Below are 19977 nucleotides of genomic sequence, written 5' to 3'. Positions count from 1 at the left end.
GAGCCGCTACGCGCGCCGGATGTTCGTACGGTCGGCCACGACACGGATGGTGTCCAGTCCGGGGTCCACGGCGTCCGGGACGACCATGCCGGCGGATACTCCCGAGGTCAGGTAGTCGACGACGGGGCGGGTGAGGCGTTCGCCCGGCAGGACGGCGGGGATGCCCGGCGGGTAGGGGGTGAGCATTTCGGCGCAGACCCGACCGATCGCCGCGCGGGCGGACACCTGCTCGGTCTCGGCGAAGAACGCGTCCCTGGGCAACTGCTCCTGTTCCAGGCGTAGTTCACGCGGATCGGGGACGTGGATCGGGGCCCGTTCGGAGGCCGACATCGGCGGTGTCGCGGCCAGGGCGCGCAGGGCGTGGGTGAGCGTCGCGGTGGTGCGGTCGTCGTCGGCGTAGGTCAGCTGGGCACTGATCCGGCGATGGTCGGATACGTGGAGGTTGATCCGGTGCTGCTCGCGCAGCCAGTCGGCGGCGGCGTAGCCGGTCGGGCCCAGCGCGGAGATGTCGATGATGATCTGCAGCGGATCGAGGTCGTGGGCGCGGTCGGGGCCGAGGAATTCGGCGCGGTTCACATGCAGGCCGTCGATGTCCTCGATGGTCGCGCGCACGTCGTGCGCCCGACCCAGCGCCGCGTCCAGGAGTTCGTGGCCCTTGGCGACCATGTGCGCGCGCCATCCGTCGAGCGCGGCGTAGATCAGGACGTTGGGACTGGTCGTGCCGAGCAGGTCCGCGCGGGCGCGCAGCACGTGCGGATCGACCAGGTCGCCCTGGTGGTGGAAGACCGAACTCTGTTCAAGGCCACCGCCCATCTTGTGCACGCTGGTCACGCAGACGTCGGCGCCGGCGTCCATCGCCCACGTGGGCAGATCGGGATGGAAGGGCAGGTGCGCCCCCCACGCCTCGTCGACGATGAGCGGGCGGCCGCGCCGATGGCACACCTCGGCGATCCCGATCAGATCGGCGCAGGTGCCGTAGGGCGTCGGGCTGGTCACCAGCGCGCCCCGCGCGTCGGGGTGGGCGGCGAAGGCGGCCTCGTACGCCTCGGCCCGGGGCGGATGCGCGAGGTGCAGTTCGGGGTCCCACGCCGGGTCCACCCAGATCGGGCGCACGCCGGAGAGGATCAGCCCGGACACCACGGACTTGTGCGCGTCGCGCGAGACCACCAGCTTCTCGTGCGGTCCCGCGACCGCGAGCATCGCGCTCTTGACCGACAGGGAACTGCCGCAGGTGGAGAAGAAGGTGTGCTCGGCGTGGACCGCCTCGGCCATCAACTCCTGGGCCCGTTCCAGGACCCGACCGGTGGACATGCGGTCGTCCAGTCCGGAGGTCGCGAGCACGTCGGAGCCGAACACGGCCCGCCCCAGGACGGCCATCGTGTGGGCATCGATGCCTCTGCCCTGTTTGTGGCCCGGTGGGGTGAAGGGCGTGTAGGCGCGTTCGTGGTAGGCGGTCAGGGCGTCCAGGACGGGGGTTTCCGACTGATCCATGCAGCTCCGGCTGCCCGTTCCGCCGCGCCTGACACCCGGCGGGTGGGCACGCCGGGTGTCCCGGGCCGCCGCCCCGGGTCGGGTCAGCGGCGGATGTGTGCGCGGACGAGTTTGCCCGTGGTGTGCTGCTCGACGGTCCAGTGCGTGGTGAGCAGGTCGAGCAGGTGGAGGCCGTGGCCGCCGTCGCCGTCCGCGGGACGTCGGAGCACGAGAAGTTCGCGATGGTGATCCGCCACTTCGACGTCGACGCCGTCCGAGGTGCGGGTCAGCCGCAGGCGGGCCTCGCCACCGGTGTGGCGCAGGGCGTTGCCCACGAGTTCGGAGACGACTTGGACGACGTCGTCCGCGCGTTCCTCCGGCCAACCCCATGTACGGAGTCTGCCGCGCACCTCGGCGCGGACCCGCGCCGAGGTACCGGGGGTGTTCGGCAGCACTCGGAAGCGGATCCGGACCGGGGCGGAAGAGGGCGTGCGGGGAAGGGTGTTCATGTCGGACTCCAGCCGATCCTGACGGATCTCGGTGCGGTACCGGCGGCGAGTGTCGTTGCCGGCGGGCGTACGTCTGTCGCGGGGGTGCGGGCCCGAACCACGACAGCCGCACCGGATGTGCACACCCGTCGCGCACCTCCGGGTCGGACGTGCGGCGACGACGTCGCGGCACGTTTGTCGACCTGCGTCCGACGTCCTCGGATCCGATGGCTCCACCCACCTCTGCCCGGTCGCCCCGACCGCACACCCGGCATCGGGCACCTCACGAGCCACACCCCGCACTCCACCCAACGGGCGGTCCGTGTCGGCGAGTTGGTTACCGTGCGGTATCCCGGCCGGGGTGGGGTGGGGTCGCCGTGTCGACGGGGCCGGGGACCGGTGGCATGAGGGATCGACCCCGGGGGTAGCCGGGGTGAATGCGAATCCAAGGGGCGTGCGAGGCGCGCGGGGTGGCGGCGACATGGGCGTGAGTGACGGGTCGCCGGGTGGGCACACGGATCGGGTGGGTCGATGGTTCGCCGAGTTCGCGGCGGGTCCGGGGACGGATCTCGCCCTGCCCGGGGCGGGCGCGACCCACGCGCGGTGGCGGGTGTTGGTCGCGACGGCCGAGCGGGACCTGGCGCTGGGGCGACTGGCGGAGGGGCACGCCGACGCTCTCGCGATCATCGCCGAGGTGGCGCCGGACGCCGGGCCCGTGCCGGACGGGACACGCTGGGGCGTGTGGGCCGCGGAGCCGCCGGGGAGCAGGCTGGTCGCGACGGCTCGGGACGGGGGGTGGGTGCTGGACGGTGTCCGGCGCTACTGCTCGGGCGCGCTGATGTGTACACACGCCCTGGTCACCGCGGACACGGGGGAGGGGTCGAGGCTGTTTCGGATCGACCTCGACCACGTCGGCTGTCGGCCGCGGCCGGGCTCGTGGCCGGCGGTGGGCATGGCGGCCAGCCAGACGCTGGACGTCGAGATGGCGGGGCTGCCCGCCCGGCCGGTCGGCGCAGTGGGCGCCTATCTGGATCGGCCCGGATTCCACCACGGCGGCGCCGGCGTCGCGGCCTGCTGGTTCGGTGGTGCCCGTGCGGTGGCCCGCCCGTTGACGGCCGCCGCGCGGGCCGGGCGGCTGGACGCACACGGCCTGGCGCAGCTGGGCGCGGTCGACCTTGCCCTGCATACGGCGGAGCGAGCGCTGTACGCCGCCGCGGCGGAGATCGACGCGGATCCGGCCGACCGGTCCGGCACCGCCGAGGTGCGTGCGTTGCGGCTGCGTGCCCTGGTCGAACGCACCTGTACGGAGGTGTTGGAGCGGGTGGGGCGGGCACTGGGCGCCGGCCCGCTGTGCCACGACGGTGAGCACGCCCGGGCGGTCGCCGATCTCACCGTCTACATTCGCCAACACCACGCGGAACGGGACTTGGCGCGGCTCGGCACGCTCGTGGCCGAGGCGTCGGCGCCGTGTGGGCGGGCCGGGCAGAGCGGGCGCACCGGGGGCGAGCGAGCGAAGGCGACCGTCCGATGAGCTCGGAGCCGGCAGTCGGCCGCGGCGTCGGTGCGCGGCCCGGACGCCTCGTCGACGCGACGCGCGAACCTGTGAACGCGATCCAGGCGCCCGGCACCCCCGAGCGGGACTGGATCCGGTGGCGCGGGCTGGACCGGCTGCCCCGGATCGCGCCGCCCGCGGCCGGCGGACTCGTGGTGGTCGCGGCACATCCCGACGACGAGGTCCTGGGCGTGGGCGGCCTGGTGGCGAGCACATCGGCGGCCGGCGAGCGGGTTCGGGTGGTCGTGCTCACCGACGGCGAGGCATCGCATCCGGACGGCCCGATCCCCCCGGCCGAGTTGGCGGCGCGTCGGGTCGGGGAGAGTACGCGTGCGCTCGCGGTGCTCTCGGCGGGTGGGCCGGCCGTCGAGATCGTGCGCCTGGGTCTGCCCGACACCGGCGTCGCCGCACACGAGGTCGCGGCCCGTGCGGCGCTGGTCGATCTGCTGGCCGGGTACGCGCTGTGCGCCGCGCCGTGGTCCGGCGATCTGCACGCCGACCACGAGGCGGCCGGCCGGATCGCCGCGGCGGCGTGCGCGGCGGCCCGGACGCCGCTGGTCGAGTATCCGGTCTGGATGTGGCACTGGGCCGGTCCCGAGGATCCCCGTGTGCCGTGGGCGCGGGCCGTGCGGATGGACCTCACCGACGACGGCGCGCGGCGCAAGCGGCGTGCGATCGCCTGTTTCGTGAGCCAGATCGCGCCGCCGGCGCCGGGCACGGACGACCGGGTGATTCTGCCTCCGGACGAACTCGCGCATTTCGAAAGGGACTTCGAGGTGCTGTTCCGGTGAGCCGGATTCCTCCCACGTCGCGCCGGTTCGAGGAGATGTACGCGGACTCCGCGGACCCCTGGCAGTTGAGTGAACGTGCCTACGACCGGCGCAAGTACGCACTCACCCTGGCCGCGCTGCCCCGGGAGCGTTACCGCAGCGCGTTCGAACCGGCCTGCTCGGTCGGGGTGTTGACGGCCGCGCTGGCCCGACGCTGTGATCGGCTGTTGGCCTGCGACCTGGCGTCGATCGCGGTGCGCGAGGCACGGGCGCGCACCCGCGAACTGCCCGGCGTCACCGTCGAGTGTCGGCGCCTGCCCGAGCAGTGGCCGACGCCGGCCGATGCGCCGGGCGCGGTCCCCTTCGATCTGGTGGTGCTCTCCGAGTTCCTCTACTACTTCGAACCGGCGCGCCTGGCCGACGTGTTGGCCCGGGCCCGCGCCGACCTGGCCCCCGGCGGCACCCTGGTCGCGGTGCACTGGCGGCCGGCGGCCGAGGAGCACGTGCTCTCCGCCGAGCGGGTACATGCCGCCGTGCGTGCGTTGCCCGGTCTGGTCCGGGTGGTGGAGCACCGTGAGCCCGACTTCCTGTTGGATGTGCTGATCCGTGCCGACGCCCCCGCCGACACGCTGTCCCCGGCGGCCCGCGAGGGGCTGCGGTGAGCGCCGGGCGTACGGGCCGGCGGATGCGCGGCGTGATCGTGGTGGTGCCGGCCCGGGACGAGGAGGACGAACTCCCCGGCTGCCTGGGCGCGTTGCACGCCGCATGCGGTCGCCTGGCGATGCGCGGCGTGGCGACGAACATCGTGGTGACCGCCGACCGATGCCTGGACCGCACCGCCACGATCGCCCGGGCGCTGGGGGCCGACGTGGTCGAGTGCGACGCGGGTGCCGCCGGCGCGGCCCGCGCGGCGGGCTTCGCCGAGGCACTGGGTCGAAGCCGACTCGACCCGGCGGACGTGTGGTTGGTGACCACCGACGCGGACAGCCGGGTGCCCACGGACTGGCTCACCCGGCAGTTGTCCTGGGCGGCCCGGGGCTGGGACGCGGTGGCCGGGACCGTGCGGGTGGCCGACTGGAGCGCACACCCGCCGGGCAGCGCGGCGGCGTTCACCGCCCGGTACGACTCCTGGACCGGCCGCTCGCCGCACGTGCACGGCGCCAACCTCGGCTGCTCCGCCGACGCGTACCTGGAGGTCGGCGGATTCCCGCCACTGGTGGTCGGCGAGGATCGAGCATTGGTGGACGCGTTGGAGGCGGCCGGTCGCCGAGTGCTGCGCACGTCCGCCCTCCGCGTGCTCACCTCGGCCCGCCTGGACTGCCGAGCACCGGGCGGCTTCGGCCACGACCTGCGCGAACAGGCACTCACCCTCGAAGCGGCCCCGGCAACCCGCCCCCGCTCGCTGCCGGGCCCGGGCCGGTAGGCCGGGTCGGCCGCATCGCGGTGCTCCCACCCGGTTCGCGGATACCGTCCTCGTTGGCCACCGTCGCTTCGCACCCGCGTGAGGACACCCATGACCGACGATATCCCCGACCTCGACGCTACCGACCTCGCCGGCCGCATCCGGCGGCGCGAGGTGTCCAGTCGCGAGGTCGTGCAGGCGCACCTGGACCGCATCGCGGCGGTCGATCCCGCGATCAACGCCATCGTCACCCTCGACCCGGAAGGCGCCCTCGCCGCCGCCGACGCGGCGCTCGCCCGGGACGAGGCCGTCGGCCCGCTGCACGGACTGCCGATCGCGTTCCCTCGCCTTCTTCGATCGCTACGACGTCCTGCCGGCCCCGGTCAGCCAGGTCGTGCCGTTCGACGCCGAGCTGGAATACCCGCGCTCGGTCGCGGGCGTCGCCCGGCACACCTACCTCGACTGGATGCGCTCGGCGTACTTCGTCACCCTGCTCGGCGCGCCGGCCCTGTCCGTGCCGGCCGGGTTCACGCCCGACGGCCTGCCCGTGGGCCTCCAGATCGCCACCGCGCCGCGCTCGGACCTGGCGGCCTTGCGGATCGGCGCCGCCTTCGAGGCCGCGACCCGCTACGGGCGCCGGCGTCCGCCCCTGGGCTGAACCCGCCCGCGGCGTCTGCGAGTGGGAAGGGCGGGCGGGAACCGCTTCACGCTTCCACGGCCGTTCCGGCGAGGTGGTGGGCGACCTCGGCCGGGGCGACGAGTTGCGGATAGTGGCCGGCGCCGGCGATCTCGGTCACGGGGTGGTCGACCGGGACGACGAGTGGATCCGCCGAGCCGACGAGGATCCGGACCGGGACCCGGAGGCGGGTCAACAGGGTCCGGGAGTGCTCGCGTTCGGCGACGGAGGTGCGCAGGGCGCGGACCACGCGCCCCGCCGCGCCGGGGCGGCGCAGGTCGGCCGCCGCACCGGTCACCTCCGGGCCCTCCGGGACGCCGAGTGCTTCGGCAAGGCGGGCGGGAGACACCCGGCGCAGCCTCGGGACGGCCACGCCGGATCGGGTGAGGCGGGCGGCGGGAGGTTGCAGGAACGCCGGGGAGACGAGGACGAGTGCGCCGACGCGCTCCGGATGCGCGGCGGCGAAGCGCAGCGCCGGGTCGCAGGCCGACGAGTGCGCGACCAGGACGGGGCGGGTCCGGACCGGGCGCAGCAGGTCGGCCAGCCAGGCGTCCACCGAGTGTGTGTCGGCCGAGCGGCCCAGGCCGGGGAGGTCGGCGGCCAGGAACGGCTCGGTGAGGTGGGCGGCGACGGGTGCCCACAGGTCGGCATTGAGCGGCAGGCCGTGCAGGAGGACGTGGGCGGGGCGGTGTCGTTCGCCGACCACCCACGTGGAGCTGCCGGCGACGGTGCGGAAGCCGTACGGGCTTGCCCAGGGCGTCGCGGTGCCGAAGCGGGTGGCCACCAGGTCGTCGGTCCACGTGCGCAGGGCATCGCCGACCGGGGGCATCGCCAGGCCGACGCGGGCCGCGAACGTGTGGGCGGAGGTGGTGGGGTAGCGGTCGGTGGACAGGAAGGACAACGTCTCGGGGTCGGCGTTGGTGAGCCGGCGCGGCAGTCGGCGCAGGAGGCCGACGGGGATGTTGCGCCGTGGGGCCGGTACGCCCGCGTGGTCGGCGATGGTGCGGACGAGTTCGGGCAGCGGGGGTGTGGTGTCGTCGAGGATCCAGTGGTGTTCGCCCGCCGGCGCTGCCGGGATCTCGGCCAGGAAGCGGACGAGGTGGTCGAGGGCGACGATCGGCACGAAGGTGTCGGGCGCGCCGGGCAGCGCGGGCAGTCGGCCGTGCCACAGGTCGCGGACCAGGGTCGCGAGGCCGATGTACTGGCCCGGTCCGATGACGACGCCGGGATTGGCGATGCTCAGCGGGATGCCCGATTCGCGGGCGCGGGCGCGTATCGCGAGGTCCGCCTCCAGCTTCGACGCCTCGTACGCGCCCGATCCGGCGTAGTCGGGTGTGCCGTCGGGGGCGCTGACCCGGTATCCGCTGACGTGGACCAGGCGGCGCAGCCCGGGTAGGGAGGCGGCCCATTCGAGCACGTTGAGCGCACCGGTGACGTTGACGGCGCGCGCCTCGGCCGCGCTCAGGCCGAAAGCGTAGCGCCCGGCCGTGTTGTAGACGTCGGACACCTCGGGCAGCGCGGTGAGCGGACGGGTGATGTCGGCCCGGACGATGCTCAGGCCGCCGGTGTCGACGCCTCGGGCGGCGAGCCAGGGGGTGAGGGTGTCGCTGCGGACGGCGGCGGCCACGCGTTGGCCTCGACCCAGCAACTCGGCGACGAGGGCACGGCCGATGAAGCCGGTCGCACCGAAGACGATGGCGTCCATGGGGCTCCTTGGGTGATGTGTGATCGGTAGACCGATCTACATATTTTGCGGACAGGCGTGGACCGGAGTGGATCCGGCGTGCGTTCAGCTCAGGAGGGTCGTGATGCGGCGGGCGACTCGGTCGAGCGGGTCGCGGCTGCGGTGCGCCCTGGCCAGGAGGAGGGCGCCCTCGACAAGGGCCAGGATCGTGACGGCGAGGTCGTCGGCGTCCGGATGGCCGGCCAGTCGGGCGCGCAGGATCGCCTCCCAGGAGGTGTAGACCTCCGAACAGGCTTGCTGCAGCGCGTCGTTGGTGGCGGCCGTTTCCAGTGCGACGGTGGCCACGGGGCATCCCTTGAGCCAGTCCGACGCCTCCAGGCGGTCGCCCAGCAGGCGCAGCACGGTCTCGACGAACTCGGCGGCGGACGCGTCGGATTCGGCCAATCCTTCCATCGTGTCGCCGATCGACCGACCGGCTCGGCGGACGGACTCGCCGACCATCTGGTCCTTGCCGCCGGGGAAGTGGAAGTAGAGCGACCCGCGCGGCGCGCCACTGGCCGCGATCACCTGATTGAGGCCCGCGCCGAAGTAGCCGCCGGCCTCGACCAGATCACGGGTCGCGTCCAGCAGTCGGTCGCGCGTGTCGGCGCCCTTCCGTCCCATGGAGTGTGAGACTAGACCGGTCTACATATTTCTTCAACCGGGCAGGGCTTGGGTGTGGAGCAGGATCGGGCGCAGTGGGCCGGTGCGCAGGCGTGCCACGGTCGAGGTGGCGAGCCTGCGGGCCGGGAGCACGGTGATCAGGGCGACGCTGCCGCCGACCAGGGCCGCGGCGGCGATGTCGTGGGGATAGTGCGCCCCGACGTACACGCGTGAGGCGCCCATGAGTACGGCGGCGATCAGGGCGAGGACGCCGAGTCTGCGATCGACCAGGAGGAGGCCGACGGCCGCGGCGAAGGCGACGGTGGCGTGGTTGCTCGGGAAGGCGTAGTCGTTGGCCGCGGGGCACGCCTCCACGAGGAAGGCGTGGGGAAGCGCCCGGCACGGGCGCGGTTCGACGAGGGCCTCCTTGATGCCGGAGTTGACGAGGTAGGCGATTGCCGTGGCGGCGATGGCGGCCAGGGCCGCGGTCATGGTCGCGGCGTCGGCGCGTCTGGCCCGCCACCAGCCGACGCAGAGGAGTAGCACGAACAGGGCCGCGCCATAGGTTGTCCAGGCGAGAGCGGGCGCGTTGAGCCAGGGGGTGTCATGGGCGAAGTCGGTGACTGCGGTGTACCAGCCGCCGTCGATCCGAGCCCCGTCCATGGCTTGGTCGTACATGGGTGTGGTCACGGGATGAGGGCCCCTTCCGGGCATGTCGGGTCTTCGAAGGGTGGGTGCCGGTATGGATCCACCGCCGGGCGTGGGGAACCGATCGGGGTTCGTCCACGTGTTCCGGTCGACGGTGCGCGCCGATGTGCGCGGGCGCGCCGGGGCCTGGTCGCGTAGACTCCGCCTCGGTGTCTACAGGCTGTAGACGTCAGGAACTGTAGACGATGCGAGAGGGTGGTGTCGTGACCACCGGTAGTGGCCGCCGGGCGGCGGGCGAATTGGAGAGTTCGATACTCGGTGTGCTCGGCGCGGCCGAGGGGCCGTTGACTCCCGGCGAGGTCCGCGCCGCGCTGGGGGACACACTGGCGCGCACGACCGTGGTGACGATCCTGACCCGACTGCTCGACAAGGGCGTGGTGACGCGGACGCCTGCGGGTCGGGCGTTTGCGTACGCGCCGGTGGCGGACCTGCCGAGCATGGCCGCCGACCGCATGCACGCCGAACTCGACCGCGAACCCGACCGACGAACGGTCCTGGCCCGCTTCGTCTCGCGCCTGGACCGCGCCGAGGAACGCCAACTGCGCGAACTTCTGGATCTCGCCGCGGCCGATCCCCCCGTCGAATCCGAACCGGGCGCATCCCGACACCGCACGGAAGGGGGGTCGACGTGACGTACGCCGTATGGATCCCCCTGCTTCTGCCGCTCCTGCTCCCGGCGGCGGCGAGTGTGGCGCGGTGGGAGGTCCTCGCCGACGGGATGTCTCCACGCCGGGCGGTCTGGCTGTTCACGGTGACGGCCGTCGTCCTGGGCGGTACGACGGTCGCCGCATTGGCGCTGCTTGTCGGCGGCGGGCTGGTGCAACTCCCGGTGGTGGCGGTCCTGGGCGACTACACGCCCGCCGCGGTGCGCGAGGGAGCCCTCGCCGACCGGCCGATGATCGGCGTCCTGGCGGCGGTGGTTTTGACCGCGGCCCTGTTGTCCCTGGCACGCACGGGGTGGGTGCTGTGGCGCGACCTGGTCGACGCCCGCCGACTCGGCCCGGTCTCGCCGGGGGGTACCGAACTGGCCGTGGTGGTGGACGAGTCGGCGATCGCCTACGCGCTGCCGGGCCGGCCCTCCCGTGTCGTGGTCAGTACGGCGATGCTGCGCGCGCTGGACGTGGACGAGCGCGAGGTCCTGTTCGCCCATGAGCGCGCCCACCTCGCCGGCGGACACCACTTCTTTCTCGCGGCGGTCGAACTCGCGGTGGCCGTCAACCCAGCCCTGCGCCCGTTTCGCACGGTGGTCGCCTACGGCTTGGAGCGATGGGCGGACGAAACCGCCGCCGCGGCTGTCGCGGACCGCCGGCCGGCGGCCCGCGCCCTGGCCCGTGCGGCACTCGCCGCACATACGGGCCCGCGACGCTCGCGCCTCGCCCTGTCCGTGGTCAGCGGACCCATGCCGCGACGCGTCGCCGCGCTGCTGGCACCCACCCCGCAACGGCGCAACCCCACGGCCCGGGTGGCGGCGATACTGCTGGCCGGCTGCGTCACCATCACCTCACTCGGCGTCGCCGACGCTGCACACGACCTCCACGGCAACGTGGAAACCGCCCGCGACACGGCGGCGTCGCCCTCCGGCAGCAGGTGAGAACCGGCCCGTCGGCGACACGCGGGGCCGGCGGCGTCAGTCGGCGAGCAGTTGAAGCAGGTGGGTGCGGGTGGGGCCTTGGGGGCCGGGATCGGGACCGGGGCCGGGGTTGGGTGGGGTGGCTCGGGGCTGGGGGGTTCGGAGTTTGGCTTGGATGGTTGGGCGGGTGAGGACGTCCGCGGGAAGGGCCAGGCACGTGGCCGTTTCCAGGAGGGCGCGGAAGAGGTCGGCGTCGTGGAACGCGGCCGCGCCGAACGGGCTTGGGGTGGGGGGTGGTTCGGTGCTGCGGTCCGGGTTCATCGCGGCGGCGCGGGCGCGGTCGGCGACGAGTTGGTCCTGGTGGTACGGGGTGACGACGCGTTCGGTGGCCTCGTCCCATGCCAGGGGGAACTCGGCCGGGGCGTCGGCGTGTTCGCGGAGTACGTCGCGCAGCAGTTGGGACTGGACCAAGCCGACGCTGAGGCCGCGTGCGGCGGTGGGGTTGGTGCACGCCCACGCGTCGCCGACGGCCGCGAAGCCGGTGACGACCGGGCGCCCGTCCACCACGAACCGACGGCGGCAGTCGAGGATTCCGGCCATCGCCACGATGTCGGTCAGGGGCGTACCGGCGAGCCAGTGGGCCTGGGCCGGGCAGGCCGCGACCACCCGGGTGAAGATCTCGGGATCGCGGAGCACCTTGAGCGGCGCGTCGCCCGACGTGGTGACGACGGTGACGGACCAGGTGTCGTTGTCGCCCGGAATGGTCAGCAGGGCGAACGTGTCGTACTCGGTGTAGGGCGCGCCGCGTCGCACCGGCTGCCGCGGGCCGGTGAAGTAGCGCGTGTAGTAGGCGAATCCGCCGTCCTCGGCATCGACGGCCGGCTCCGGTGCGCCGATGTCGGTGAGCCAACGCGCCGAGCGTGTACGGCGGCCCGTGGCGTCGATCACCAGGTCGGCGTGGGCCTCGGCGCCGTCGGCGGTGCGGACGCCGGTCACATGGGTGGTGTCCGCGAGCACCGGTGCGCCGGTGAGCAGGCCGGCGATCCCGACGCCGCGATGCACGCGGATGCCGGCCGCGACCGCCGCCGCCGCGAATACCGCCTCGACGACGGGGCGTCGGCCGGTGAGGAAGCGGAAACGGTCGTCCTCGGGCCGGGGCACGTAATCGGTGATGCTCGGCGGCAGCGGATGCAGCGCGCTGCCCTCGAAACAGCCGGCCGCCACGAGCCGCTCGATCACCTCGGGCAGTTCCTCGGCGAGTACGCCCCGAAACCGGGGCAGCAGGTTGTGCGGCTGGCGAAACTGCGCCACGCCCGGACGCTGCCACGCGGTCCACGCCTGCGCGGGGTCCTCGGGCGGGAGGGATGGGTCGCCCTCGTACACGGTCACCTCGTGCCCGTCACGGGCGAGTAACAGGGCCGTGGTCAGACCCACCACGCCGGCGCCGCAGATGATGACCGATGCCATCGGACCTCCCTCGTGTCGATTCGCCACCGTGGCACGCGGTACGGGGGCGACGCGACCGAATTTGGGGACGAGCACCGCGACGGCGGGCGATTGCCTCAGGCGGCGAGGGCGCCGGTGCGGCGCAGCAGCGGGAGGATGTGATCGGTGACCGCGGGGGCGAGGCGCAGGTGGTCGTCTCGGCCGGACGTCCAGCGCAGGTCGGCGAGTTCGGCGGCGGGCACGGGGTCGCGGTCCAGGCGGGTCTCGAAGACGGTGAGTCGCATGGGCACACCCTCCAGGGCGGCGACGGAGTCGAAGTCGGCGAGGAAGCGCGGTGCCACGAGCCGCGCGCCCAGTTCCTCGTCCAGTTCGCGGCGCAGCGTCTGTAGCGGGTTCTCGCCCGGGTCGGGCTTGCCGCCGGGCAGGTAGAACAGGTCCGGCGCCGCCTTCTTGCTGACCACCATGAGACGCCCCGCGTGCACGATGGCCGCCGCGACGACGATCAGCGGACCGTTCGGGTCGAGATTGGGTATGGAATCCGTCCGATCCTGGTGCGTCATGTACCGGATTCTTTCATCCGGGTCGGGCGGCGTGGGTGGCGAGGTCATACCGCGGTCGGTGCAGGTCGGGTCGAGTGCTACCGCGCAGGTTTACCCGCGATGTCCACCGTGTGCGGGAGGACAGGCGGTCCCGGGTCGGCCAGGGTTGCGCCAGGTCGGGCCCGCGTGGGGGCACATCGATGTGGCGAAGAGCCATCGGGGGTGTTCGTGGACGGCACAAACGACAAGGACGGAACGAACGGAACGCACGCACCGGGGCGCACTCGCCGTCGCGTGCGCCGCGCGGCGATGGTGTGCGCGGTCGCGGCGGCGTTGATCGCGGCCGTGGTGGGCGTGCCCACCCAGGCGCAGGCGTTCCCGCCGCCGCCCGCACCGCCGCTGCCGGCGGCGAACTCGCACGGCATCACGCTCACCCAGTGGACGAACTCGAACCTGCTCAGCGACCGCAAAATGTACGACGCCACGATGACCACCTCGGCGATCATGCAGGCGCGCGGCGGTACGCCGTCGATCGACCCGGTCACCGTGCCGGTCAAGGTGCGGATCTGGCTGCCGGACGACTACGCGACCGATCCCGCCAAGAGGTATCCGGTGTTGTACCTGCTGCACGGCGGGTTCGGCGACTTCGAGCAGTGGTCCGAGTCGGACGCGGGCGACGTGCTGAACACGATCGACCGGCGAACCTTCAAGGGCATCGTGGTCATGCCCGAGGGCGGCAAGGCCGGGTGGTACACCGACTGGGCCGGACACACCCAGGGCAACTTCGCGCCGATGTGGGAGACGTTCCACATGCGGCAGTTGGTGCCCTGGATCGACGCGAACTTCAACACGATCGACAACCGTTCGGGACGCGCGATCGCGGGTGTGTCGATGGGCGGACTCGGCGCGCTGCGCTATGCCGCCGATCTGCGGGACCGGTTCTCGGCGGTAGGGGCCTTCTCGGGCGGCACCACGCTCGCGGACGACCGGGCGTTGAACCGGGTGGCCGACTCGATACTCGGCTACGGCGCGGCGACCTCCTGGAACGGGCTGATCGATGCGAACTACCGTGTGTTCGGAACCCCGTTGGAGCGCGCCGAGGCCGTCTACGGGCCCCAGGCGAACTGGCCGGCGATCACCCCGGTGGGCCTGGCCGCGGCGGGCAAGTACGCGGACTACACGGGCAGTTCGGGCAAGTTCGCGATGTACTCCGGTGGCGCGAACGGCCAGGGGTTGCCCAGCGGGCAGGGGGAGTCGGACATCAAGACGTGGAACGACCAACTGCGCGCGGTCATCGGTACGTCGTTCACGCCGCGCTACTGCACCGGTCCCGGTGAACACGGCTGGGACTACTGGCGCAACGACCTGCGCGACTTCATCCAGTACGTGTACGGCGCCACGCCGCCGGCGCACTGCACCGAGAACGGCCGTACGGGGAACACGGGCAGCGTTCCGTGGGTCGCCATGTAGGCCGGGGCGCGCCGGCAGGAATGAGTGTGCCCGGCGCGGGCAGACGGCCGGTCACGGAGGCTGTGGCCGGCGGGCACGAACCGAGGTCCGAACCCGCAGCCGTAGCCCTGGCCGTAGCCGAAGAAGGGTCGCGTGTGATGCCTGAGTCGAAGAACGTGACGGATACGGTGGCGGTGGCGCCCGAGGTCGCCGACGGCGCGCGACTCGCGCCGGGCGGGCCGGACCGCTTGCCGCAAACGGTGGAGCCGACGGCCGCGGGCACGCGCGGTCGCACCGCGATCGCCGACGGCGTGATTGCGAAGATCACCGGTGTGGCCGCCCGGGAGATCGAAGGTGTGCACGCCCTGGGCGGCTCGGTGGCGCGAGCGCTGGACGCGGTGCGCCGGCGGGTGCCGGGCGGTCGGGCGAATGTGGCGCACGGGGTGAGCGTGGAGGTCGGCGAGCGCCAGTGCGCCCTCGACCTGAACCTGGTGGTGGAGTACGGCGTCCCGATCGCCGAACTGGGTCAGGCGGTGCGCGGGAACGTCATCGCCACGGTCGAGCGCATGACCGGCCTGGAAGTGGTCGAGGTGAACGTGGCCGTCGACGACATCCACCTGCCCGATGACGACCACACATCCACCCGGGTCGCCTAGCCACCCCCATTCGCCTTTCGATGCAGCCACGCGATGGTGAACTCCCGCTCGGGGAACGGTGGTTGGGTCCGAGGCAGGGGGGACGAAGGGTTCGCCGGATCAGCTCTTCGGGGATGATCCGGGGGTCTGCTTGTTCCGGGTCACGACGGCGCCGAAGAGGGCGAAGCCCCTGATCACGACGCGTGGTGTGCCGGGCTTGTCGAGCTTGCGGGCAACTCGTTTGTCCACGACGCCGAACAGGCCGAACCCCCTGACCTCGACCTCGATGTCGTCCGGCACCAGGATCCTGGTGCCGCCCCAGAGCGAGACGGCCCGGATCTCGGTGTCCCGGCTGCCGAAGCGGGCCTCGGACAGATCCAGTCGGCCGCCGCCCCACATCGACCAGACGGTCAGGCGCGACGGGACGACCCACTCGCCCTTGCGTTCGAAGCCGCTGAAAATCCCGGATACGAAGCGGCCGGAGGTCGGCGCACGGTCCACCACGAGTGTGTCCCGGGGGCCCGGTTCGGGGAGGCCGCGGCAGGCGGCCTCCAGTTCGGCGCAGGTGCGCGCCGCGTGTACCTCGTCGAGCCGGGGCCCCAGTCGGTCCACGGCGAGCCGGCCGTTCTCGACGGCGCTGCGCAGGCGTTCCTCGGCCCGGTATCGATCGACGTCGTCGGCGAGGACCACCTGCTTCGGGTCGGTCGCAAGGTGCCGTTGGGGGTCGGGGTGTCCGGGGTCGGCGGTCATGGCGTCATCCTTCGAGGTGGGTGGCGAGGACTGCGGACAGGGCGGCGCGGAAGGCCTCGTCGTGGCCCGGGTCGTCGGGATCACGGCCGAGGTCGGTGAGCCAATACCGTCGGCCCATCGCATAGCCGTAGGAGCCGGACAGGGCCAGGAGGACGACCATCTCGATCCGGGCCCGATCCGGTCCCCGGGGCGGGGGGAGCACGCTGCGTACCCCCTCCTCCACGGCGTCGACCAGTTTGGAGAGGTTCGCCCCGGGCGTCTCGACGTCCCAGTCGTGCAGTTGGGACCAGGCCCACAGCCGTACGTAGCGCTCGTCCGCGACGATGTCGAACAGGACCCGCGTCATGCCGCCCGCGAAGGGCACGCCCCCGTCGGCGCGCATACGTTCGCGGACCAGTTCGCGTTTGCGCTCGTTCTCGCGTTGCAGGACGGCCCGTACCAGCGCCCGGTAGGTGCCGAAGTAGTGCGTCACCAGTCCGTGCGTCACGCCGACCGCCTCCGCGACCCGGCGCAACCCCACACCGTCCGGGCCGTGTTGCGCGATGAGTTCGGTGGCGGCTTCCAGGATCTCCTCCCGCGCCTGCTCGGGCGTGCGCCTGCGTCGTCCGGTCATGACCCTCCTATTGGCAAGATGGATAATAAGCTGTTGACCACCTTGCCAACAAGGCCGGGCGGCAGGTGACAGGCGGCCGGGGCGTGACGGGCGAACCGGCGGGGTTCGCAGGAGTCGGCCCGTGGGCGAGCCGTTGTCGAATCAAACGATGCCGATTCTCATATAAGCGATCCGTATTCTCGGAACGTTGAATTCCCGATGGAAATATCATTCCTGCATACGGGCGAATCTCGACTAACTGGTTGCATGGCTCCGGGGTGGCGACCTACATTGATGTCGCCAACCCGCCGACCGGGAAGTCGAGACGGATTCAATTGCGCACTGATTCCAGTACACGAACCGTAATCGTCTCCGGAGCAGAATTCGGCTGGGGCAGCTCGGGGAAACTCGGCGCGATCCTCGCGGCCTTGCGCGAACGCACGGCGGTGCCGCTGCGATTCGTCGGCCTGGCCTCCGGGCTCGGCCGGCCCGTGTTGTCCGAACACGCCATCGAGCGCTGGTACGACCTGCCGGACGACGCCGAGGACGTACCCGAAGCCGTCACCGCCGTCACCGGCGCGGAAGCGGCGGTGGCCGCGGTCGTCGTCCTGGACGGTGCCGTCGCCAAGGCGACGGAGGCAGCCGGCGTACCGACCGTGTTCGTGGACAGCCTGCCGTTCATGTGGGGCGAGGGGGACCGGGTGGCGCTGCCCCTGGAGGCGACGGTCTACTGCGCGCAGAGGTGCGTCGAACTGCCCGCCGAATGCCGGGACGTGCTGGCATCCGTGCGAGCGCTGCGCTGGGTGGGCGCCGTCGTCGGCACCCCGCCCCGCGCCGAGCGGGCGGCCTCCGCCGCCGGTCCCCACCGCACCGCCCTGGTCAGTCTCGGCGGCCTGCGCGCACCTCGGCTCGCCGACTGGACCGCCTATCCGCGCATCGTCGTTCCCGCTGTCCTGGAAGCGCTCGCCGCCCACGGGGTGCACGAGGTACACCTCGCCGGCAACCTGCCGGCCGACCTCGCCGGACGCCTCGTGGACGCGTCGATCACTCCGCCACACGTGAGCACGGGCGCGCTCGCACACGGCGAGTTCCTGGATCGGCTCGCCGGCTGCGACGTGCTGCTGACCTCCCCGGGCCTGACCACCCTTCTCGAAGCCGGCCGGCTGCGCGTCCCCACGCTGTGCCTGCCGCCACAGAACCTCAGCCAGATCTTCAACGGCCGTTTCCACAGCCGCGCGATCGGTACGAAGACCCGAATCACCTGGCCCAAGGCGGTGTTCGCCGAAGAGGAGGCGCTGTCGCTGCGCACTCGCGGCGAGGACCACGCCCTGGAGCGAATCTATGCCGGAATCGCCGCGGCGGGCGCGGACACGGCGGTCCGGAGCACGACCGTCGTGTTGCGCGACGCCATCCTGACCGCGCTGCGCGGCGCCGCCGCCGGGGCCGACGACTGGGGCGCGCTGACCGCGACCGTCGGTGTCGACGGGGCCGCGGACGTGGCCGACGCCCTGCTCGCGCTCCTGCCGGGCGTACCCCGCGCCGCCTGACCGCCGCACACCCTCATGTCGTCCCGCCCCGCCACACCCATGCCCGCCCCGCCTCCGACCGGCCCGAAGGGGTCCCCTGTGCGTGAGCGTCATCGTTATCTGTTCATCCGGATTCTGGAAGCCTGCAACGCCGACTGTTTCATGTGCGACTTCGCGTTGTCGCGCGACACATTCCGCTTTTCGCGCGAGGACTTCGCCGACCTGTTGCCGAAAGCCCGCGCGGCCGGCGTGGCCTATGTGCGCTTCACCGGCGGCGAACCCCTCATGCACCCGGACGTGGTGGACCTGGTGCGTTCCGGCGCGGCGGCCGGTATGAAGATGTCCCTGATCACCAACGGCTCGATGTTGCCCAGGATGGCCGAGCGGCTGGCCGAGGCGGGCCTGGCCCAGGTGATCGTCAGCCTCGACGGGGCGTCCGCCGCGACGCACGACGTCTATCGCCGATCGCCAGGCATGTTCGACAGCGGGCTGCGCGGACTGCGCGCCGCCGCCGACCTCGGCGTCCTGCCCCGGGTCAACACCGTGGTCGGACCACACAACTACCACGAAATGCCGCTGCTCCAGGAGGTGTTGACGCGAGCCGGAGTGCGACAGTGGGAGTTGTCCGCGCTGAAACTGGACCGCAGCATCACCTATCCCGACCCCGACGACGTGCGCCGCGTCTGCGACCGCGTCTACGACGCGGACCCGAACGTGCTGCTCGTGCCGATGGGCAAACGTTTCTACGGTGACGAACCTGCGGAACAGGAACGCTACTTCGCCGAATCCGTCACCCCGCGCGCGTCGCTGCCGCAGTGCCACGTCGCCGACGACGTCATCTACATCGACGGCAAGTACGGGCGGATGTACGCGTGCAGCTGCATCCCGCACCGCGAAGGGGACGACGGGCCGGGCGGCGCGCCGCTGCGCGAAGCGGGTGTGATCGACCTGGACACCCCGGCGTTCCGTGCGCACGCCGACTTCTACCGCGAACGCGGGCCCCTGGTGTGCAACGGCTGTTCCACCACGGCGGCCGGCTACAGCGACGACGTCGCCCGGCTGGGGTCGGTGACGGCATGGCAGTACTGACTCCCCGGGAAGGAGCCGACGCGCGACGAACGGCCGGCGAGGATCCCGGGCCGGGCTCCGCGGCACCGTCCGCCGAGTCCGCGCGGCGGATCCTGCTGGTCTCCCGCGACGAGCACCTGGACTCGCTGCTCGCCCGGCGCCGGATCGCCGCCCATCTCGGGGACCTGCGGCCGGTACGGGAGGCCCCCGACGAGCCGTGGCCGGACGTGGTGTTGGTCTGCGACGACGAGGACGCCACGGGCCGACTCCGCGCGTCCGGCGTGCCGGTCGTACACCTGACGTCGGGTCACCGGCCCCCGGGCGACCCACCCGCGCGCGTCGACGGAGTGCTGCATCGGGTCCATCGGCCCGGATGGTTGCCCGACTCCGCGCCCGGCGCCGGCGAGGCCCGACCCACCGGCCTGCTCGCGCCCGCCCGGTCGGCGCGCGGGCGGCAACGCGGCGGAACCCTGCTGCTGTTGTCGGCGTGGGAGGTGCCGGCCGCCGAGGCGGACACCTTCGCCGCCGAGACGGTGCCCGCGCTGGTTCGGGCGGCGCTGCGCCGGACCGGTCGATGCGACGTGGTCTGCGATACGCGGCTGAAGCCGATCCGCGCTGCGCTGGCCGGTCTCGGCGACGACCGGCGGGTGCGGGTGAGCCGCGCGGTCGATGTGGACGTGGACGCGTTGCACGCCGAGGCCGAAGTCTTGCTGGCCGCACCGACGTTGGGCGCCGTCGCCCTGGCCCGGGCCCGGCGTGCGCCGCTCGCGTTCCTGCCCGCCCTGGGCGAGGCCCAGCGCGATCTGGCCACGCGGATGCGGCGGTTGCTCCCCATTCCGCTCGTCGAGGATCCCGAGCACGACTCCGTATGGGAATCGTCCGACGGCGCCGTGCCTTGGGACCTACTCGACCCCGAACCGGACGATCTGCGCGGCGCGCAACGCGTCGCCCGCACACTCCGCCAACTCGCGCTCGCACCATTGTGAGCAGCCCGGTACCCGACCGGGTTT

Annotated in this window: 21 protein-coding genes and 1 pseudogene; 13 read left to right on the top strand and 9 right to left on the bottom strand. The window is 72.6% G+C overall.

All coding sequences use genetic code 11. The features are described from left to right. Positions 1-6: 6 nt before the first annotated feature. Together ACFXKZ_RS20580 and ACFXKZ_RS20575 are read right to left on the bottom strand one after the other, a co-directional pair. Positions 7-1491 carry an aminotransferase class I/II-fold pyridoxal phosphate-dependent enzyme gene (locus ACFXKZ_RS20580; RefSeq protein ID WP_380002320.1) on the bottom strand — a complete coding sequence of 495 codons (1485 nt, stop codon included), beginning with the start codon at positions 1489-1491 and terminating at the stop codon, positions 7-9. 83 nt (positions 1492-1574) lie between these two features. After that, positions 1575-1979, bottom strand: a complete 405-nt coding sequence (locus tag ACFXKZ_RS20575; protein ID WP_380002319.1) for an ATP-binding protein — start codon at positions 1977-1979, stop codon at positions 1575-1577. Between the two features lie 460 nt (positions 1980-2439). Here ACFXKZ_RS20575 and ACFXKZ_RS20570 point away from each other — a divergent pair, with 460 nt between their 5' ends. The 6 genes and pseudogenes from ACFXKZ_RS20570 (at position 2440) to ACFXKZ_RS20545 (ending at position 6340) form a co-directional block, all read left to right on the top strand. Next, a complete protein-coding gene (locus ACFXKZ_RS20570; protein ID WP_380002318.1) occupies positions 2440-3489 on the top strand; it encodes an acyl-CoA dehydrogenase in 1050 nt (349 codons plus the stop codon). Beyond that, positions 3486-4301 (top strand): PIG-L deacetylase family protein, encoded by an 816-nt coding sequence (locus tag ACFXKZ_RS20565; protein ID WP_380002317.1) that lies wholly within the window; start codon positions 3486-3488, stop codon positions 4299-4301. The genes ACFXKZ_RS20570 and ACFXKZ_RS20565 overlap by 4 nt, the downstream gene beginning before the upstream one ends. Then, positions 4298-4942, top strand: coding sequence for an SAM-dependent methyltransferase (locus ACFXKZ_RS20560; protein ID WP_380002316.1), 645 nt, complete (start codon positions 4298-4300; stop codon positions 4940-4942). Before ACFXKZ_RS20565 ends, ACFXKZ_RS20560 begins: the two co-directional genes overlap by 4 nt. Continuing rightward, entirely contained in the window at positions 4939-5703 is a 765-nt protein-coding gene (locus ACFXKZ_RS20555) for a glycosyltransferase (RefSeq protein WP_380002315.1), read from the top strand. Before ACFXKZ_RS20560 ends, ACFXKZ_RS20555 begins: the two co-directional genes overlap by 4 nt. A gap of 90 nt (positions 5704-5793) precedes the next feature. After that, a pseudogene (locus tag ACFXKZ_RS20550) lies at positions 5794-5961 on the top strand (amidase); the annotation flags it as partial. A gap of 115 nt (positions 5962-6076) precedes the next feature. Then, the gene (locus ACFXKZ_RS20545; protein WP_380002314.1) at positions 6077-6340 is read left to right on the top strand and encodes an amidase family protein; all 264 of its coding nucleotides are present in this window, start codon (positions 6077-6079) and stop codon (positions 6338-6340) included. A 46-nt stretch (positions 6341-6386) separates the two neighbouring features. Here ACFXKZ_RS20545 and ACFXKZ_RS20540 read toward each other — a convergent pair whose 3' ends face one another. The 3 genes from ACFXKZ_RS20540 to ACFXKZ_RS20530 all read right to left on the bottom strand — a co-directional run bounded on the left by ACFXKZ_RS20540 (position 6387) and on the right by ACFXKZ_RS20530 (position 9374). Continuing rightward, entirely contained in the window at positions 6387-8063 is a 1677-nt protein-coding gene (locus ACFXKZ_RS20540) for an alpha/beta fold hydrolase (RefSeq protein ID WP_380002313.1), read from the bottom strand. Positions 8064-8147: 84 nt separating this feature from the next. Beyond that, complete coding sequence (locus tag ACFXKZ_RS20535; RefSeq protein ID WP_380002312.1) at positions 8148-8705, bottom strand: TetR/AcrR family transcriptional regulator; 558 nt, start codon at positions 8703-8705, stop codon at positions 8148-8150. Between the two features lie 33 nt (positions 8706-8738). Continuing rightward, the gene (locus tag ACFXKZ_RS20530; RefSeq protein WP_380002311.1) at positions 8739-9374 is read right to left on the bottom strand and encodes a phosphatase PAP2 family protein; all 636 of its coding nucleotides are present in this window, start codon (positions 9372-9374) and stop codon (positions 8739-8741) included. A 221-nt stretch (positions 9375-9595) separates the two neighbouring features. Between ACFXKZ_RS20530 and ACFXKZ_RS20525 the strand changes: the two genes are divergently transcribed. Then, the gene (locus ACFXKZ_RS20525; RefSeq protein ID WP_380002310.1) at positions 9596-10024 is read left to right on the top strand and encodes a BlaI/MecI/CopY family transcriptional regulator; all 429 of its coding nucleotides are present in this window, start codon (positions 9596-9598) and stop codon (positions 10022-10024) included. Continuing rightward, a complete protein-coding gene (locus ACFXKZ_RS20520; RefSeq protein ID WP_380002309.1) occupies positions 10021-10983 on the top strand; it encodes a M48 family metalloprotease in 963 nt (320 codons plus the stop codon). The genes ACFXKZ_RS20525 and ACFXKZ_RS20520 overlap by 4 nt, the downstream gene beginning before the upstream one ends. A gap of 36 nt (positions 10984-11019) precedes the next feature. Here the strand turns inward: ACFXKZ_RS20520 and ACFXKZ_RS20515 are convergent, their stop codons facing one another. Together ACFXKZ_RS20515 and ACFXKZ_RS20510 are read right to left on the bottom strand one after the other, a co-directional pair. Continuing rightward, positions 11020-12429 (bottom strand): NAD(P)/FAD-dependent oxidoreductase, encoded by a 1410-nt coding sequence (locus tag ACFXKZ_RS20515; RefSeq protein ID WP_380002308.1) that lies wholly within the window; start codon positions 12427-12429, stop codon positions 11020-11022. Between the two features lie 95 nt (positions 12430-12524). Then, on the bottom strand, positions 12525-12968 hold the full coding sequence (locus ACFXKZ_RS20510) for an NUDIX domain-containing protein (protein ID WP_380002307.1): 444 nt from the start codon (positions 12966-12968) through the stop codon (positions 12525-12527). Positions 12969-13175: 207 nt separating this feature from the next. Here ACFXKZ_RS20510 and ACFXKZ_RS20505 point away from each other — a divergent pair, with 207 nt between their 5' ends. After that, complete coding sequence (locus ACFXKZ_RS20505) at positions 13176-14417, top strand: alpha/beta hydrolase (RefSeq protein ID WP_380002306.1); 1242 nt, start codon at positions 13176-13178, stop codon at positions 14415-14417. 137 nt (positions 14418-14554) lie between these two features. Further along, positions 14555-15052 (top strand): Asp23/Gls24 family envelope stress response protein, encoded by a 498-nt coding sequence (locus tag ACFXKZ_RS20500; protein ID WP_380002305.1) that lies wholly within the window; start codon positions 14555-14557, stop codon positions 15050-15052. A 99-nt stretch (positions 15053-15151) separates the two neighbouring features. Here ACFXKZ_RS20500 and ACFXKZ_RS20495 read toward each other — a convergent pair whose 3' ends face one another. Further along, positions 15152-15781, bottom strand: coding sequence for a DUF1707 domain-containing protein (locus ACFXKZ_RS20495; protein WP_380002304.1), 630 nt, complete (start codon positions 15779-15781; stop codon positions 15152-15154). Between the two features lie 4 nt (positions 15782-15785). After that, entirely contained in the window at positions 15786-16394 is a 609-nt protein-coding gene (locus ACFXKZ_RS20490; protein WP_380002303.1) for a TetR/AcrR family transcriptional regulator, read from the bottom strand. Positions 16395-16651: 257 nt separating this feature from the next. Between ACFXKZ_RS20490 and ACFXKZ_RS20485 the strand changes: the two genes are divergently transcribed. From ACFXKZ_RS20485 to blsF, 3 genes are all read left to right on the top strand, one after another. Then, positions 16652-17920, top strand: a complete 1269-nt coding sequence (locus tag ACFXKZ_RS20485; protein WP_380002302.1) for a hydroxymethylcytosylglucuronate/cytosylglucuronate synthase — start codon at positions 16652-16654, stop codon at positions 17918-17920. A gap of 78 nt (positions 17921-17998) precedes the next feature. Further along, positions 17999-18988, top strand: a complete 990-nt coding sequence (gene blsE, locus ACFXKZ_RS20480; protein WP_380002301.1) for a cytosylglucuronate decarboxylase — start codon at positions 17999-18001, stop codon at positions 18986-18988. After that, positions 18976-19953 (top strand): CGA synthase-related protein, encoded by a 978-nt coding sequence (gene blsF / locus ACFXKZ_RS20475; protein WP_380002300.1) that lies wholly within the window; start codon positions 18976-18978, stop codon positions 19951-19953. Before blsE ends, blsF begins: the two co-directional genes overlap by 13 nt. Positions 19954-19977: the final 24 nt, after the last annotated feature.

It is taken from the genome of Embleya sp. NPDC059237 (genome assembly GCF_042754105.1).
Lineage (GTDB): Bacteria > Actinomycetota > Actinomycetes > Streptomycetales > Streptomycetaceae > Embleya.
Note: the sequence above shows the minus strand (reverse complement) of the source record. Positions and strands in the feature narration are given on the sequence as shown.

Excerpts from the sequence above, each read along its gene's own strand:
- blsF (WP_380002300.1), top strand. The coding sequence starts at position 18,976 with ATGGCAGTACTGACTCCCCGGGAAGGAGCCGACGCGCGACGAACGGCC.
- ACFXKZ_RS20570 (WP_380002318.1), top strand. The coding sequence starts at position 2,440 with ATGGGCGTGAGTGACGGGTCGCCGGGTGGGCACACGGATCGGGTGGGT.
- ACFXKZ_RS20490 (WP_380002303.1), bottom strand. The coding sequence starts at position 16,394 with ATGACCGGACGACGCAGGCGCACGCCCGAGCAGGCGCGGGAGGAGATC.
- ACFXKZ_RS20580 (WP_380002320.1), bottom strand. The coding sequence starts at position 1,491 with ATGGATCAGTCGGAAACCCCCGTCCTGGACGCCCTGACCGCCTACCAC.
- ACFXKZ_RS20565 (WP_380002317.1), top strand. The coding sequence starts at position 3,486 with ATGAGCTCGGAGCCGGCAGTCGGCCGCGGCGTCGGTGCGCGGCCCGGA.
- ACFXKZ_RS20495 (WP_380002304.1), bottom strand. The coding sequence starts at position 15,781 with ATGACCGCCGACCCCGGACACCCCGACCCCCAACGGCACCTTGCGACC.
- ACFXKZ_RS20510 (WP_380002307.1), bottom strand. The coding sequence starts at position 12,968 with ATGACGCACCAGGATCGGACGGATTCCATACCCAATCTCGACCCGAAC.
- ACFXKZ_RS20535 (WP_380002312.1), bottom strand. The coding sequence starts at position 8,705 with ATGGGACGGAAGGGCGCCGACACGCGCGACCGACTGCTGGACGCGACC.
- ACFXKZ_RS20500 (WP_380002305.1), top strand. The coding sequence starts at position 14,555 with ATGCCTGAGTCGAAGAACGTGACGGATACGGTGGCGGTGGCGCCCGAG.
- ACFXKZ_RS20515 (WP_380002308.1), bottom strand. The coding sequence starts at position 12,429 with ATGGCATCGGTCATCATCTGCGGCGCCGGCGTGGTGGGTCTGACCACG.
- ACFXKZ_RS20575 (WP_380002319.1), bottom strand. The coding sequence starts at position 1,979 with ATGAACACCCTTCCCCGCACGCCCTCTTCCGCCCCGGTCCGGATCCGC.
- ACFXKZ_RS20540 (WP_380002313.1), bottom strand. The coding sequence starts at position 8,063 with ATGGACGCCATCGTCTTCGGTGCGACCGGCTTCATCGGCCGTGCCCTC.